At 65.3% G+C, this 15,169-nt stretch carries 17 protein-coding genes and 1 tRNA gene; 7 read left to right on the top strand and 11 right to left on the bottom strand.

What is annotated here, in order from left to right; all coding sequences use genetic code 11:
* Window positions 1-10: 10 nt before the first annotated feature.
* Window positions 11-1,159 carry an FMNH2-dependent alkanesulfonate monooxygenase gene (gene ssuD / locus AWB68_RS25130; RefSeq protein WP_087647050.1) on the bottom strand — a complete coding sequence of 383 codons (1,149 nt, stop codon included), beginning with the start codon at window positions 1,157-1,159 and terminating at the stop codon, window positions 11-13.
* Window positions 1,160-1,263: 104 nt separating this feature from the next.
* Window positions 1,264-1,917: an NADPH-dependent FMN reductase gene (gene ssuE / locus AWB68_RS25125; protein WP_087647049.1), complete on the bottom strand. Its 654-nt coding sequence runs from the start codon at window positions 1,915-1,917 to the stop codon at window positions 1,264-1,266.
* 293 nt (window positions 1,918-2,210) lie between these two features.
* On the opposite strand from ssuE, the gene AWB68_RS25120 reads away from it, so the two are divergent.
* On the top strand, window positions 2,211-2,636 hold the full coding sequence (locus AWB68_RS25120; RefSeq protein WP_087647048.1) for a hypothetical protein: 426 nt from the start codon (window positions 2,211-2,213) through the stop codon (window positions 2,634-2,636).
* A 69-nt stretch (window positions 2,637-2,705) separates the two neighbouring features.
* Here the strand turns inward: AWB68_RS25120 and AWB68_RS25115 are convergent, their stop codons facing one another.
* From AWB68_RS25115 to AWB68_RS25090, 6 genes are all read right to left on the bottom strand, one after another.
* A complete protein-coding gene (locus AWB68_RS25115) occupies window positions 2,706-3,821 on the bottom strand; it encodes an enoyl-CoA hydratase/isomerase family protein (protein WP_087647047.1) in 1,116 nt (371 codons plus the stop codon).
* Window positions 3,818-4,480, bottom strand: a complete 663-nt coding sequence (locus AWB68_RS25110) for a TetR/AcrR family transcriptional regulator (RefSeq protein WP_087647046.1) — start codon at window positions 4,478-4,480, stop codon at window positions 3,818-3,820. Before AWB68_RS25110 ends, AWB68_RS25115 begins: the two co-directional genes overlap by 4 nt.
* A 57-nt stretch (window positions 4,481-4,537) precedes the next feature.
* Window positions 4,538-4,720: a hypothetical protein gene (locus AWB68_RS25105; protein WP_087647045.1), complete on the bottom strand. Its 183-nt coding sequence runs from the start codon at window positions 4,718-4,720 to the stop codon at window positions 4,538-4,540.
* Window positions 4,721-4,996: 276 nt separating this feature from the next.
* Window positions 4,997-5,281, bottom strand: coding sequence for a DUF1488 family protein (locus AWB68_RS25100; RefSeq protein WP_087647044.1), 285 nt, complete (start codon window positions 5,279-5,281; stop codon window positions 4,997-4,999).
* Window positions 5,282-5,428: 147 nt separating this feature from the next.
* Complete coding sequence (locus AWB68_RS25095; RefSeq protein ID WP_235028490.1) at window positions 5,429-5,782, bottom strand: hypothetical protein; 354 nt, start codon at window positions 5,780-5,782, stop codon at window positions 5,429-5,431.
* Window positions 5,782-6,054 carry a hypothetical protein gene (locus AWB68_RS25090; protein ID WP_087647072.1) on the bottom strand — a complete coding sequence of 91 codons (273 nt, stop codon included), beginning with the start codon at window positions 6,052-6,054 and terminating at the stop codon, window positions 5,782-5,784. Before AWB68_RS25090 ends, AWB68_RS25095 begins: the two co-directional genes overlap by 1 nt.
* Window positions 6,055-6,338: 284 nt before the next feature.
* On the opposite strand from AWB68_RS25090, the gene AWB68_RS25085 reads away from it, so the two are divergent.
* On the top strand, window positions 6,339-6,683 hold the full coding sequence (locus AWB68_RS25085) for a hypothetical protein (RefSeq protein WP_087647042.1): 345 nt from the start codon (window positions 6,339-6,341) through the stop codon (window positions 6,681-6,683).
* Window positions 6,684-6,716: 33 nt separating this feature from the next.
* On the opposite strand, the gene AWB68_RS25080 is transcribed toward AWB68_RS25085, so the two are convergent.
* Window positions 6,717-7,055, bottom strand: a complete 339-nt coding sequence (locus AWB68_RS25080) for a DMT family transporter (protein WP_087647041.1) — start codon at window positions 7,053-7,055, stop codon at window positions 6,717-6,719.
* Between the two features lie 5 nt (window positions 7,056-7,060).
* Window positions 7,061-7,558, bottom strand: coding sequence for a heme-degrading domain-containing protein (locus AWB68_RS25075; protein WP_087647071.1), 498 nt, complete (start codon window positions 7,556-7,558; stop codon window positions 7,061-7,063).
* A gap of 451 nt (window positions 7,559-8,009) precedes the next feature.
* Between AWB68_RS25075 and AWB68_RS25070 the strand changes: the two genes are divergently transcribed.
* The 5 genes from AWB68_RS25070 to AWB68_RS25050 all read left to right on the top strand — a co-directional run bounded on the left by AWB68_RS25070 (window position 8,010) and on the right by AWB68_RS25050 (window position 13,777).
* The gene (locus tag AWB68_RS25070; protein ID WP_160110063.1) at window positions 8,010-12,101 is read left to right on the top strand and encodes a YadA-like family protein; all 4,092 of its coding nucleotides are present in this window, start codon (window positions 8,010-8,012) and stop codon (window positions 12,099-12,101) included.
* Window positions 12,102-12,242: 141 nt separating this feature from the next.
* A tRNA-Met gene (locus AWB68_RS25065) sits at window positions 12,243-12,319 on the top strand.
* A 171-nt stretch (window positions 12,320-12,490) separates the two neighbouring features.
* Window positions 12,491-12,859, top strand: coding sequence for a DUF2946 domain-containing protein (locus tag AWB68_RS25060; protein WP_235028489.1), 369 nt, complete (start codon window positions 12,491-12,493; stop codon window positions 12,857-12,859).
* A 104-nt stretch (window positions 12,860-12,963) separates the two neighbouring features.
* Window positions 12,964-13,326, top strand: coding sequence for a copper homeostasis periplasmic binding protein CopC (gene copC / locus AWB68_RS25055; protein ID WP_087647070.1), 363 nt, complete (start codon window positions 12,964-12,966; stop codon window positions 13,324-13,326).
* 7 nt (window positions 13,327-13,333) lie between these two features.
* Window positions 13,334-13,777, top strand: coding sequence for a copper chaperone PCu(A)C (locus tag AWB68_RS25050; RefSeq protein WP_087647038.1), 444 nt, complete (start codon window positions 13,334-13,336; stop codon window positions 13,775-13,777).
* Window positions 13,778-13,881: 104 nt separating this feature from the next.
* Here the strand turns inward: AWB68_RS25050 and AWB68_RS25045 are convergent.
* A partial coding sequence (locus AWB68_RS25045) for a penicillin-binding transpeptidase domain-containing protein (RefSeq protein ID WP_268810937.1) occupies window positions 13,882-15,169 on the bottom strand: 1,288 nt, incomplete at its 5' end.

The raw sequence follows: 15,169 nt of genomic DNA, 5'->3' as shown, positions 1-15,169 counted from the left end.
TCCGGCGTTTTCAGCTTTGCGACGCGCGCGGCAGATACGAATTGCCGACGACCTCGCCAAACGGACCCGATAGCGGCCCCGAGACGCGCTCCTTCTGCTCGCGCGGCAAGAGCGGAAAGACCAGTTCGGCGAACCGGTACGACTCTTCGAGATGCGGGTAGCCCGAGAGAATGAACGTATCGATGCCGAGCGCCGCGTACTCCTTCATCAGCCCCGCGACCTGCTCCGGATTGCCGACGAGCGCCGTGCCCGCTCCGCCGCGCACGAGGCCGACGCCCGCCCACAGATGCGGATAGACCTCGAGCTTGTCGCGCCGTCCGCCGTGGAGCGCGGCCATGCGTCGCTGGCCTTCGGAATCCATCTTCGCGAAGCTCGCCTGCGCGCGCTGGATGGTTTCGTCGTCGAGCTTGCTGATGAGCTTGTCGGCGTCGGCCCAGGCTTCTTCCTCGGTCTCGCGCACGATCACGTGCAGGCGAATGCCGAACTTGATCTGGCGGCCCTTCTCCGCGACGCGCTTCCTGACGTCGGCGAGCTTTTTCTCGACATCGGCGGGCGGTTCGCCCCAGGTCAGGTACGTATCGATGTGATCGCCGACGATCTCGTGCGCCGCCGCCGACGACCCGCCGAACCACAGCGGCGGATGCGGGTCCTGCACCGGCGGATAAAGCACCTTGCCGCCCTTCGACGTGAGGTGCTTGCCTTCGAAGTTGATCGAATCGTTCGAATGCGACGCTTCGAGGAGTTGCTTCCAGATATGCAGGAACTCGTCGGTGACTTCGTAGCGCTTGTCGTGATCGAGGAACACGCCGTCGCCTTCGAGTTCCGCCTGGTCGCCGCCCGTCACGACATTGATCAGCAAGCGGCCGCCCGAGAGCCGGTCGAACGTGGCCGCCATGCGCGCCGACAATCCCGGCGCCGACAGCCCCGGCCGGATCGCGACGAGGAACTTGAGGCGCCTGGTCGCCGGAATCAGGCTCGACGCGACGACCCATGCGTCCTCGCATGAGCGGCCGGTCGGCAGCAGCACGCCTTCGTAGCCGAGCGTGTCGGCGGCGACGGCGATCTGGCGAAAGTAATCGGCGTCGGCGGCACGCGCGCCTTGCGTCGTGCCGAGATAGCGGCTGTCGCCGTGGGTTGGAATGAACCAGAAAACATTCATCGGAGCGCTCCTGCGGGCTGGTCAATATTGGAATGAGGCCATGCGGCGCGGCGGGACGAGACGTCGAGCGGGCCTGAAAAAACGTGGGGGTGAAACGGCGCGCGTCAGGTCGCGCAGCGGACCAGCGCGGCCGCCGCCGCGCTCTGACTTTGACCTTGAATCTGGCTCTGACGAGGCGCCCCGGCCAGCGCGACACCCGCGGCTTTCGTGCGCAGTTCGCGCAGTTGCGCCTGCTCATGCAGCGCGTGAGCGAGCGCATCGGCGGAGGCTGTCACGCGCTGCGCGGTCTCGGCGAGCACGGTGTAGCCTGCCTCGGTTGCGGGCAGGTCGGCGTCGGATGCGAACACGTTAGGCAGGTGATGTCGCGCGCCAAGCGACGACAGCACCGGTTTCAGCGCATAGTCGAGCGCGAGCAGATGGGCGAGCGATCCGCCCGTCGCGATCGGCAGCACGATCTTGCCCGCGAGGCCGGCTTGCGGCAGCAGGTCGAGCAGGGTCTTGACGAGGCCGCTGTAGGACGCCTTGTAGAGCGGCGTCGCGATCACGACGGCCTGCGCGTGTTCGATCAGTTCCAGCGCCTCGCAGATCGCCGGATGCGCGAAGTCGGCGTGCATCAGCGCAGCGGGCGGCAGCGCGCGCGCATCGATGCGCCGGACGGTGAGACCGCGCGCGCGCAACGCGTTTTCGGCAAGCGAGAGCAGCCATGTGCTGCGCGACTGGACGGCGGGACTACCGGAAATCGACACTACATAGGACATCGCTGCTGTTTCCCTGCGCTTTTCGCTGTTGCTGCGCGTTGGCGTGAGACGGCCCGTCCGTCTCCCTCGTGAAACAGTCTAGGGATGCCCCCTATCGATTAGAACGATTTTTTCGAGCTTAGGTTTTCCACTTTCGTGATTAGGCCGACGCTTAAGCATCCATCGGGGAGCGCTCCTGCGTCGCTATGCGCTGCTCCGAAACGGGAAGGAACGGCCCGCTTGCGCCCCTATAATGGCGCTCATCTTGAAAAACTGGCGCGAGCGATGGCTCCGCGCCTTACGCGGTGTTCTCAATGCAAAAAGTCATTCTGCCGTTCGTTTCGGGCTTTCTCGCCGCCCTGTTCTTCCGCGAGGCGACCATTGCGCTTCTGCACGCGGCGGGCGTCGTCGATTTCGCTGGCTACTCCACCGCGCCGTTCCTGCCGCTCGGCATCCCCGAGTTCATCGCCAACGCGCTGTGGAGTTCGGTTTTCGGGATTCTGATGGCGTGGCTCCTGCGCGTCGCGCCTGAGCGCAGTGCGCCCTGGGTGGGTGCGCTCGTGTTCGGCGGCATCGTGCTGACTGCGGCGGGCGTGTTCGTGGTCGATCCGGTGCGCGGCATCTGGCCGAGCGGCAACTTGCTGCCGCGCCTCGCGGTCGGGTTTGTCGCCAACGCGATGTGGGGATGGGGGGCGCTCGTGTTCATGCGCGCGTTCATGGCCGAGGGCGATCGGCGCTAGCGGGCTGCTGGCGCCGGAGGTGGGGCAGTAGGTCGGGCGGGTTTTGGGTTACATCCCCCACCCCGCCTCCTAATCCCTCAACTGCTTCAACGGATGACTATCCCGCGACCACGGACTGTCAAACATCCGCTTCACTTCCTCACGCGTGACATCCTCCACCCGTGCCACCTTCCACGCCGGAAGGTTGTCCTTGTCCACGATGCGGGCGCGAATCCCCTCCACCACATCGCCGCGCTCGAACACATTGCGCGTCAGGTCGAGGTCGCGCCGCAGCGTGTCGGCCATCGTCGAAAGCTTCGCACGGTCGACGAGTTCCAGCGCAATCTCGATCGACAGCGGCGAACGCTCGCGCAATTCGGCGATCGTACGCGCAGCCCACTCCGCACCGGCGCCGCCGTCGGCTTCCTTCTGAAGCGAGGCGAGAATCGCCGCCCCGTCGCCCGTGGCGAAATGCTTGTCGATCTGCACGCGGGCCGCGGCGAGCGCGCTGGCGTCCGGCGTCGGCGACACCTTGTGCTTCACGCACTCGGTCTCGATGTAGCGCATCACCTCGACGGCGTCGTTGAAGCGCTCGCGCTTGAGCGTCTCGATGAGGCCGGGCAACGCGGCGTCGTCGAGATACGCATCGGCGAGACGCGCGTAGAGCGCATCGGCGGCGCCGATCGTGGCGCCGGTCGCCGCCATATAGCGCCCGATCGCGCCCGGCGCGCGCGCGAGAAACCAGCTCGACCCGACGTCCGGAAAGAGGCCGATGCGCGTCTCCGGCATCGCCATCCGGGTCGATCCGGTCACGACCCGCAGGCCGCCCGTATGATGCGCGCCCTGCGAGATGCCGACGCCCCCGCCCATCACGACACCGTTCGTCACCGCGACATACGGCTTCGAATAGGTGAAGACCATGTGGTTGAGCCGGTATTCGTCGGTGAAGAACTTGTCGATCGCGGCGCGCTCGCCCGCCTTCGCCGCTTCGTACAGGAAGCGGATGTCGCCGCCCGCGCAGAACGCACGCGGGTGCGGGCTGTAGACGATGACGGCGCGGATCGCGTGATCGTGGCGCCAGTCGCCGAGCGCGTTGCGGATCGCATGCAGCATCGTGGTCGTGAGCGCGTTGAGCGCCTGCGGCCGGTCGAGCGCGATAAAGCCGATGCCGTTGGCGGTTTCGATATGGATGTCGTGGGTTCTCATTGGTGCAAGGGGTTCTGTTCGGGTTTCATGCGCGCGTCGCCGTCATGGCCGAACCACGCGTCGAGCGACAGCTCGGCGAGCGTTTCAGCCGGCATCTGCGGCAGCGCGCCATGCGTGGAATTCGTGGAATGCGTTGAAAGAGCGGAATGCGTGGATTGCGTGAGCGCGACGATGCCGTGCAGGTTCGCCCACAGCGCCTCGGCGTAGGCCGCCGCCGGCGCGTGCGCGCCGAAGCGGCCGGCCGCGCGCAGTTCGACAAAAGCATCGGTCATGAGCGACAAGGCTCTGACGGAATCGACGGCATCGGCGGCGCTCGACATCTCCATGAACATCAGGCGATAGGTCTCGCGGTGCTCGAGTCCGAACTCGACATAGGCGCGGCCCATCGCCTTCAGCCGCGCTGCGGCATCGACGATGGTCGCGTGCGGTGCGAAGGCCGCGAGCAATTGCGCGTGGCCCTCGGCGCAGAGCGCGTGGGCAATGTCGGCGCGGCTCTTGAAATGCAGGTACAAGGCGGCGGGCGAATAGTCGATCGCCTCCGCGATCTTGCGCATGGAAAGCGCGGCGAAGCCCTCGCGACCGACGATCTCGCGCGACGCATCCAGTATGCGTTCGCGCACCGCCTGCCGCTGTTCCGTCCGTCGTTCCTGGATTCCCATGCGGGCACTCTTGGAAAGTGAATCCGGACTGACGATCGTTCAGCCCGGCCGGGCGCTTCAGACGATCATTTTGCGCTCATCGTCGGATCGCCGCGCGGCGCTGAAATACGGTTCTGTCGTCTCGCTCGTGATCGCCGATGCGATCACGATGCAAGCGGCCAGGATCAACACGCCGACGGCTGCCCAGATCAGCCAGAACGCATTGAATTCGACGAGCGAACTCACCAAGGTATGAAACATGACAACCCCCGCGCGATTTTTATAGTGTTGCTTCCCGTGAAAACGTTTTTCAGGGAGCAAGCGACGTGCCGCGCCAATCGCATTGCGCGGCTCGCCGCAGATGAATGGTAAACGCAAATCGAGCGCCGCGCGTGGACCTGGCGCGCGGCTTTTCCGGCGCGGGCGTTTCGAACGGCCGGGGCGGCCGCGACGGCCGCAGCACGGACTGGAGGAAGGGCTTACAAGGACATGGATGGGTTAAGCGAAGCGCACGTCGACGGAAGCAGCGACCAAGCCTCAGGCGATAACCTTGCCGGGCGGGAAATGCCCGCTCTTGAGCAGAACCGGGGTGCCTTGGCTCACGCGAAGATGCTCCCGGGCGACCGCCTCGATGCGCGGACGGCCAGCGTCGAAGGCGCGAATCCAGCCGCCGCTGTCGAAACTCTGCGCGTCGAAGTGATCTTCGAGCGCCTCGACCGAAATCGCACACGGCACGCGCTCGCCGTCGACGAGCGCGTCGAAGGCGATCGTCAGGTTGGCGCTGCGATAGTCGGGAGCGTCCGGGGGAAACTGAATATTCATGATCACCTCGTGACTCGACGGAAAAGACCGTGACGCCGGATTCGCGGGCACACGGCGCGTCATGATCGGCCCGGCGCTTATGGTACTCGCGAGCGAGGCGCGCGGTCCAGCGCGCGCCCGGCACGACGATCATAACCATCACAACAATCAGGCGTCGAAAACGGCGGCGGGCACGTCGACGACGAAGAGCGAAATGGCGCGCGGATCGGCGTAGTCGAAACGCAGGTGGCGGCTCATCTCGCGCACGCGGTCGCACGCGCTCAGGCGCGATTCGTCGGTGAATTCGGGCGCGGCGCGCAGCAACTGCGGGTCAAACCGATAATGCACGCCCCACGCGACGTTGCCCGGATGATTGGCGACGCCGCTCGTGCGCCAGCTCACGAACAGCGAGGGCGTCAGCTCGGGTCCGACCTCGCTCACGTCGGCGTTGCTCGGAAAGAGATCGAGCAGACCTTGCGCGATCTCGTGCAACAGCGGGTGGCGGACGTTCAGTTGTCGCATCAGGGCACGGGCAGCAGCCGGTCGATATAGTCGCGCGCAGCCTGTTCGACTTGCGCGAGCGCTTCGTCCTCGGTGGCAAACCGCTGCTCGCCGCCGAGATCGACGAGCGCCTCGAAGCGATGCGCATCGTCCGGTCCGTGTTGCGCGAGGCTCACGGAGCCGATGTAGATCGGCGCTTCGGCCTGGCCGGTCGCGTTGTCGTGGGGTTGCGTCAGCCTCGCCGATGCGCTGATGTAATAGCCCCGATAGGGGCCGGTCACTCGTTCTGCCATCTGGTTCTCCTGGTTCGGCCGGCTGCGCGGTGCGTTGCCAATTCTGTAAGGTTCGCGATTCGGCAAATAGTTCGCGTCATCGGCGCGTTCGTGCGGAAAACCCTGCCGGCAAATGCCGTGACGACGTCCTGCTGCGACCTCCTGCTTACACGCTCGCAAGCCGCGCGCCCGCATGGCGCCGCGCTAACAACCGCTTACGCGTCGTGCCGCGTCGGTGTGGGAAAATGCAGCGTTCGATCGGGCAAACTGCCCCCGATCCCGTTTTGACAAGCCATGAGGTAGAAATGAAGGAATTTGCGCGGCGCGTGCGCCGCACGTCGTGGAGATTGCCGCTTTGCGCCGCCCTGCTCGCCACCGTCACGGCCGGTGTCGCGAGTTGCGCGTCGTCGAATAACGCATCGCTAATCAACCTGCCCGACGGGCAAACCGGCTACGCAATCAACTGCAGCGGCGCCGATGCGTCGTCGAGCTGGGGAAGCTGCTACGTGCTGGCCGGAAAGGCATGCGGCGCGACGGGCTACGACATCGTTTCGAAAGACAACGAGGAAGGTGGCCCGACGGGCGGCAGCATCACCAACGTGGTCTCCGCGAACGTCAAGAACCGCTCGATGGTCGTGCGCTGCAAGTAAGCCGGGCCTTCATCTCTCGCCGCGCGTGCGGTGTCAATGCGCGCTGACCTTCGAGAACACGTTCAGCACCACGACGCCCGCGACGATCAGGCCCATGCCGAGCACCGCCGGCAAGTCGGGCACCTGCTTGAACAGAAACGCGGCGACGGCCGTGATGAGCACGATGCCCGCGCCCGACCAGATCGCGTACACGATGCCGACCGGCAGCGTGCGCAGCGTGAGCGACAACAAATAGAACGACAGACCGTACCCCGCCACGACGATCAACGACGGCACGAGCCGCGTGAAGCCGTCGGAGGCGCGCAATGCGGACGTCGCCACGACCTCGGCGACGATCGCCACCGCGAGCAGCCCAAACGCGAATGAACGCATGCGCGTTATTCCCGGGTCAGCGCGAGCGCGCCGAAATCCTTGCCCAGCACCGCGCACAGCGCCTCGACCACCATCTGGTGATCCGAGCGCTGCGGCAATCCCGACACCGCCACCGACCCGATCACGCCCGCGCCCGCGACACATAGCGGGAATGCGCCGCCATGCGACGCGAACTCGGCGTTGGACAGACCGTATTTGTCGCTGAGCGTCGCGCCCTGCTGTTCGAGCAGGAGCCCGATCGCGTATGAACTGCGCCGGAAGTGCTCGACGGTTCGCGACTTGCGTTCGATCCACGACGCGTTGTTCGGCGTCGTGCCGTCGAGCGCGGCGAAGAAGAGATTGCGGCCGAACGTGCGCACGTCGATGGCAACGGCCGCACCGCGCGCGTAGGCCATCTCGCGCAACTGCGAGCCGATCTGCCACGCGCGATCGCAATCGAACTGAGGGAAGACGAGCGTTTTTTCCTGATGAGCGATGGCTTGGAGGTCGTGGGGGATGTCCATGGCAGGCGAGTTTCGGGAAGTGTCGTCAATGGGCGCGAGCAGCACGGGATGCACCCACGCGTCGCGAAGGAGAATCAAGGCGTCATTTTGACACGCCGGCCGCACGGTTCCATCCTGCATTGAACGCGAACTTGGCTTAAAGCGACAGGCGCGGCGGGTGCGTCGCCCCAGCTTATCGCACGCGCCCGTCAGACGAGCGGCGCCGCGCGTGCACAGCCACCCGCCTTCCGTCGGGATCGCCGCGGCCGAACCGCGCGCAAGCGACATGCTGCGACGTGTCGTTTAAAGGCTACTCGGGCAATCATTAGGAGTTTTCTAGCGGAACTGAAAATCGTCGCTGCCTATACTTCCGGCCTCTTTATAGCGGAATCCTAACTGTGTGCCGTTCATGACGATTCATGTGCAGCGATTTCCGTACGAAAAACATAAGACCAACCGGGACTACTTAAGAATGAACAAGATCCACCGCTCGATCACGAACTCCACCAGTGGCGCGAGCGTCGCAGTGCCCGAGACTGCGAGCGCGAGAGGCAAGGCTCCATCGCGAAGCCGGCGCCTGTCGCGCAAGCTCTCTGTCGCGGCCCTGCTCGGTGCGGGTCTGGCATCGACGTCGGCGCTTGCCGCGCCAATCCCGACGGGCACTTTCAATGCTGCCCTGTTCAATGACTTCGACGACGACGCATGCACGGCCGTCGCCGACGGCAGCTCAATCTACACTAGGCACTCTGACGCCAATCCAGTCTCCTGCGGGGCGCGTCTCGGCAGTGCCAAAAGCGCGACCGCCCTCGGCATGAACGGAGTGACGCCTTCCACAGGCCTGAACCTGATCTCCAACATCAACGGCGCATTCGTGAATGGCGGCCTCGAGGTCTTCGGTTCCGGCGTGTCCAGCGGCTTGCCGGCCGCCTATATTCACGGCGGCCTGAGCCTTTTCAGCGACGGCACGACATCGGGTACCGCAAACAAGATCGTCGGCGTTGCTGCCGGCACGCTTTCCGACGCCAGCACTGATGCCGTCAACGGTTCGCAACTGAACGCGACCAACAAAAGCGTGACATCGCTTCAGACATTCGCCGACCACATCAACAATGGCGGCGGAATCAAATACTTCCACGTCAACTCGACGCTCGCTGATTCGAGCGCCGCAGGCAGCGAATCGATCGCGATCGGCGGTGCGGCCACTGCGTTCGACAACGGCAACATTGCGATCGGCGTGGACACCATCGCCGATGGCGTAATCGGTACGAATCCGGCAGGCGTATCCGGCGGCGTCGCCATTGGCCACGGCGCGAAAGAGTACGGCACGGGCAGCATCGCGCTCGGCCAGGATGCGCTCGTCGGCACCGCCGTCATTGGCGGCGAAGCCAACGACGCCATCGCCGTCGGCCGTGCCGCCACGGCAACGGGCACGAACAGTGTCGCCATGGGTGCGAAGTCGGCGGCAAGCGGACAGAACGCGGCCAGTTTCGGCTCCGAGTCGGTGGCAAGCGGTCTTTCGGCGGTCGCCATCGGCGCAAGCTCGACTGCAAGCGGAGAAGGCAACGTGGCGATCGGGCATCTTGCAGCAGCGGCCGGAACCTACAACGCGATCGCAATCGGCGAGCAAGTCCGGAGCACGGCGAACGACGCCCTGTCGCTCGGTTCGCAAATCGACAATGCAGCGGTCGGTTCGCTCGCGCTCGGCAGCAATGGCCTCAAGCTTGACGCCAATTCGCAAGGCAGCGCGCTGATCGCGCCCAACGGCGGCGCCGTGGTGGACTCGTCGCATTCGCTCGTCTTCAACCCTTACGGCACCGGTGGCACCGCCGACGCCGCCAACGCCACGACGTCGAACTCCAACGACTCGATCAACCTGTCAGGCACCGTGGCGAACGCCCCGGGCGCGGTGGCTGTTGGCTCCAACTCGTCGATAACGGCGGCAAACGGAGTCGCGATCGGCGCGCGCGCGTCCACGACTGCTGCGGGATCCGTCGCGCTCGGTTCGAACTCGGTCGCCGATCGCGCGAACACGGTTTCCGTCGGCGCGGCGGGCAGCGAGCGTCAGATTGTCAACGTCGCGCGCGGCACGGCCGCCACCGACGCCGTCAACGTCACGCAATTGCAGGACGTCACGACGCTCCTCGGCGGCGGTGCGAAGATCAAGGCCGACGGCACGGTGCAGGCACCGTCTTACGCGGTCACGGGCGCCGCGCAGCCGCTTCAGACCGTGTCGGCCGCCATCACGGCCCTCGACGCATCGATTCAGAATCGCGTCGCCTATGACAGCCCCTCGCATGACAAGGTCACGCTCGGCGGCGCGACGGCGAGCGCACCGGTCGCGCTGACGAACGTGAAGGCAGCCGCCCTCTCCGACACCAGCACCGACGCCGTCAACGGCTCGCAGTTGAACACGACCAACAAGAACGTGACCTCGCTGCAATCGTTCGCCGACAACATCAACAACGGCGGCGGCATCAAGTACTTCCACACGAACTCGAAGCTCGCCGACTCCACCGCGACGGGCACCGACTCCGTGGCAATCGGCGGCGCGGCCAATGCTTCTGCTAACAACGCCGTCGCGCTCGGCTCGAACTCGATCGCCAGTCGCGCGAACACAGTTTCAGTCGGCGCGACAGGCAGCGAACGTCAGATCGTCAACGTCGCGCGCGGCACCTCCGACACCGACGCCGTCAACGTCGCGCAATTGAAGAACGGCGGCATGATGGTCGATACGAACGGCAACGTGACGAACAACTTCGTCTCCTACGACGACAGCGCGAAGCAACGCATCAGCCTCGGCGGTACGGGCGCGTCGAAGTCCGTCTCGATCACCAATCTCGCGGCGGGCAATCTCTCCGACACCAGCACCGACGCCGTCAACGGCTCGCAGTTGAACACCACCAACAAGAACGTGACCTCGCTGCAATCGTTCGCCGACAACATCAACAACGGCGGCGGCATCAAGTATTTCCACACGAACTCGAAGCTCGCCGATTCCACCGCGACGGGCACCGACTCCGTGGCAATCGGCGGCGCGGCCAATGCTTCTGCGAACAACGCCGTCGCGCTCGGCTCGAACTCGATCGCCGATCGTGCGAACACGCTTTCAGTCGGCGCGGCGGGCAGTGAACGTCAGATCGTCAACGTCGCGCGCGGCACCTCCGACACCGACGCCGTCAACGTCGCGCAATTGAAGAACGGCGGCATGATGGTCGATACGGACGGCAACGTGACGAACAACTTCGTCTCCTACGACGACAGCGCGAAGCAAAAGATCACGCTCGGCGGCACGGGCGCATCGAGCGCAGTGTCGATCACGAACCTCAAAGCCGGCGACTTGTCGGCGACGAGCACCGACGCAGTCAACGGGTCGCAACTTTATGCGACGAACCAGACCGTCGCCGGCCTCTCCGGCTTCGTCAACAACGTCAATAACGGCGGCGGCATCAAGTACTTCCACACCAACTCGACGCTCGCTGATTCCACGGCCACCGGCAAGAACGCCGTCGCGATCGGCGGCGCGGCGAAGGCATCGGCGGACAACGCGATCGCGCTCGGCTCCAACTCGATCGCCGATCGTGCAAACACCGTCTCGGTCGGCGCCGCTGGCAGCGAGCGCCAGATCGCCAACGTCGCGGCGGGCACGTCGGCAACCGATGCCGTCAACGTCGCGCAATTGAAGTCGGTTGCAAGCTCGGTGAACGCGCTCGACAGCAGCGCCGTCAAGTACGACACGAACGCGGACGGCTCGTCGAACTACGCGAGCGTGACGCTCGGCGGCGGCAAGGCGGCAAACGGCACGACGCTGCACAACGTGGCCGCGGGCGCGTCCAGCACGGATGCCGTCAACGTCGCGCAGTTGAACGACGCGGTCGGCCGCGTGACCAACATCGCGAACAACGCGTACAACCCGCTCTTCAGCGCAGACGGCAGCCGCGACATTGATGCGGCAACGTCGAGCGGCACGCGCTCGACGGCGGCGGGCGCGAAGGCCGTCGCATCGGGCGCGAACTCGGTGGCGACGGGCGCGGATTCGGTCGCGAGCGGCAAGGGCTCGGTCGCAGTGGGTTCGAGCGCCACGGCCAAGGCCGACAACGCCGTCGCACTCGGCGCGAATTCGGTCGCGGATCGCGCGAATACGGTTTCGGTCGGCTCGTCGGCAGCGAACGGCCAGCGCCAGATCGTCAACGTGGCAGCGGGCACGAGCGGTACGGACGCGGTCAATCTCGACCAGATGAACCGGTCGGTGAACACGGGCGTCAAGCAGGCGAACAACTACACCGATGCGTTGCGCCGCGACGTGAACAGCAGCCTCGCGAAGACCAACAACCACCTCGAAAGCGTCGGCGCGATGAGCAGCGCGATGGCGCTGATGACGGGCAGCGCGGCCGCCATCGTCGACAAGGACAATCGCTTCGCGGCGGGCGTCGGCGTGTATCGCGACAAGAGCGCGCTCGCTGTCGGCTTTCAGCGCCGCTTCATGCGCGATGCGGTCATGACGCTGGGCGTATCGACGACGGGCGAGGAAACGACGGGCGGCGCCGGCGTGGCTTTCGGGTTCTGAGTCGGGTTCAGACCCGAAAGCATCGCAGGCTTTTCCTGAAATTCGGCGCGACGCAGAAGCTTCAATCTCGCGACAAGCCGACGTAATCTTGAAAAGCTTGCGGCGCCGTTGCCGATCCTCTATAATATTCTCTTCAACGGACGCGGGGTGGAGCAGTCTGGCAGCTCGTCGGGCTCATAACCCGAAGGTCGAAGGTTCAAATCCTTCCCCCGCAACCAACAAAGATTCGAAGCGATTCAAAGCAAAAAGCCCGGCTCACTCAGCCGGGCTTTTTGCTTTTCCGACCCCTTCGGATCTTATCGGACCCTTTGCCTCAGACTCGGGCAACCTTCATCGCCCATGGCATAATCGCCGGCTCCTTCCCCCACTCGATGCATCTCGACGCGTTCATGCGCAGCGCCCTGATACGGAAGATCGGCGGTATCGTCGGATTGCTTGCGATCCTCATGACGACGCTCGCCCCCGCCGCATCGCAGATGCTCGAGCGTGGGCGCATCGAATCGATGCTTGCGTCGTACTGTTCGGCTGATGTAGCGGGTCAAGCCAAGGACACCCACAGCGAACCGGCGCTGGCCCACTTGCAGGCGTGCGGCTATTGCAACCTCGCCGCCCACACACCCTTGATGGCGCCGCCGGCGCTTGTGCATCGCGTCGCATCGCAGGCGACCCCGGCGCGGATCGCGTCGGTCACCGCCATCGCGCCGCCCCGCGCGGCCATCATCGCCGCGCAGCCACGCGCCCCGCCCTCGTTCGCCTGACATCGCTCATCTGTCCGCGCGCGCATGAACACGTCATCGACGTCGTGCAAAGCGCGCGGCTCTCCCATGTTCCAATGTCTGCGCCATCGGGCGACAACACCGATATGAACCCATCCTTCACGAAGCGCGGCGTGTTCGCCGTGGCCCTCGCCGTCGCCACGCAATGCGCCTTTGCGCACGCGACGCCCAAACAGCAATCCCCCGCTCCGGATTCGACCGTCAGCGCCCCGCATGGAGTCGCGATCGACTTCGGCGAAGCGCTCGAACCGTCGTTCAGCACGCTCGTCGTCACCGATGCATCGGGCAAAGCGGTGAACACCGCCAAATCGAAGGTCGATGCGAACCACAAGAATCGCATGAGCGTCGCACTCGGCGATCTCGCGTCCGGCTCGTATCGCGTGAAGTGGACAGCCGTCGCCAACGACGGCCATCGCACGCACGGCCAATACAACTTCATGGTCAAGTGAGGCCCGCATGAAAAAGATCACCGTACTCATCGGCACCCTTCTCGGCACGCTGCTTGGCGCCTCGTTCGCTCACGCGGCCACGCTCTCGGTGAGCGACTGCTGGATTCGCTCGATGCCATCGAATCTGCCTTCGTCGGGATACTTCGTCGTCGCCAACAATGGCAACGCGCCCGCGAAGCTCGTCGGCGCCGAGACACCCGCCTTCGGCATGGCGATGCTGCACAAGTCGGAAAACAACGGCAGCACCGCGACGATGTCGCACGTCGAGTCCGCCGACGTGCCCGCGCACGGCACGCTGCGCTTCGCGCCGAAGGGATACCACCTTATGCTCGAGGACGCGTCGAAGCCGCTCAAGGTCGGCTCGACGATTCCGCTCTCGCTCACATTCGCCGATCATTCGAAGGTGAGCACGACCTGCACGGTCAAGCCGGCATCGGCGCTCGGCAACTGAGGCGAAGCTGAAGCAAACCACGATCGCGCCCATGCCGGGCGCACAAAACAAAGCGCGCCACAGTCACCTGCGGCGCGCTTTTTTCATGAGGAGTACAAGAACGATCAGTGCTTGCTGAAGAGATCCATGATCTGCTTGCGCTCGTCGGCGTCCACGTTCGGCGCCTGCATGCCGCCCGGACCGACGCCGCCCGACGTATTGGTCACCGCGCCCGACGGATCGGCCGCATCCATGCCGATGCTCGCGATGAAGCCGCTGCCCGGCGTCCTGTCGGCGTAGAAAAGCTCGCCGTCGACGGTGGTGATGCCATCGGGCATCGGCATCTGCTGCTGCGGTACGTTGCGCAGCGCGCGCCCCATGAAGTCGACCCAGATCGGCAAGGCAAGCTGGGCGCCGAACTCCTTGCTGCCGAGCGACTTGGGCTGGTCGTAGCCCATCCACGCCACGGTGACGAGCGAATGCTGGTAGCCGGCGAACCAGCCGTCCTTCGCGTCGTTGGTCGTGCCGGTCTTGCCCTGCAGGTCGTTGCGCTTGAGCGCGTTGGTGCCCGCGCCGGTGCCCTGCGTGGCGACCGTATGCAACAGGCTGTTCATCATGTACGCGTTGCGCGGCTGGAGCGTTTGCGGCGCGTTGCGGCCCGCCGTCAGCGGATCGGCGCGGGAAATCACGGTGCCGCGCGCATCGGCGACATCGGCGATCAGATACGGATTGATGCGATAGCCGCCGTTCGCGAACACCGAATACGCGCCGCTCAACTGCAACGGAGTGACGAGCCCGGCGCCGAGCGCGAGCGGCAGATAGGGCGGCGTCTTGTCGACATCGAAGCCGAAGTTCTTCGTGACGAAGTCCTGCGCATACGTCGTGCCGATGTACGACAGGATGCGGATCGACACGAGGTTCTTCGAGCGCTGCAAGCCGGTGCGCATCGACATCGGGCCGTCGGGCTGGTCGTCGTCCTTCGGCTCCCAGGCCTGCCCGCCTGGCGTCGTCGGCGGGAAATAGAGCGGCGCGTCGTTGATGATCGTCGCCGGTCCGAGCCCCTTGTCGAGCGCCGCCGAATAGATGAACGGCTTGAAGCTCGAACCCGGTTGGCGCCATGCCTGCGTCACGTGGTTGAACTTGTTCTTGTTGAAGTCGAACCCGCCGACGAGCGCACGGATCGCGCCGTCCTGCGGCACGAGCGAGACGAGCGCGCCTTCCACCTGCGGCAACTGCGTGATCTGCCAGTTGTCCTTCGCGTCCTTCGTCAAGCGCACGATCGAGCCGACCTTGACGCGCAGCGCCGCCGCCGCGTTGCTGCGCAGGCCCGGCGCGGCGAACCGCAGGCCGTCGCCGGAGACGGCCACGGTGTCGCCGCCGACGAACTCCGCCGTCACCTGCTTCGCGTTCACC

It is taken from the genome of Caballeronia choica (genome assembly GCF_001544535.1).
GTDB lineage: Bacteria > Pseudomonadota > Gammaproteobacteria > Burkholderiales > Burkholderiaceae > Caballeronia > Caballeronia choica.
This window is presented reverse-complemented; position numbering and strand designations above follow the sequence as displayed.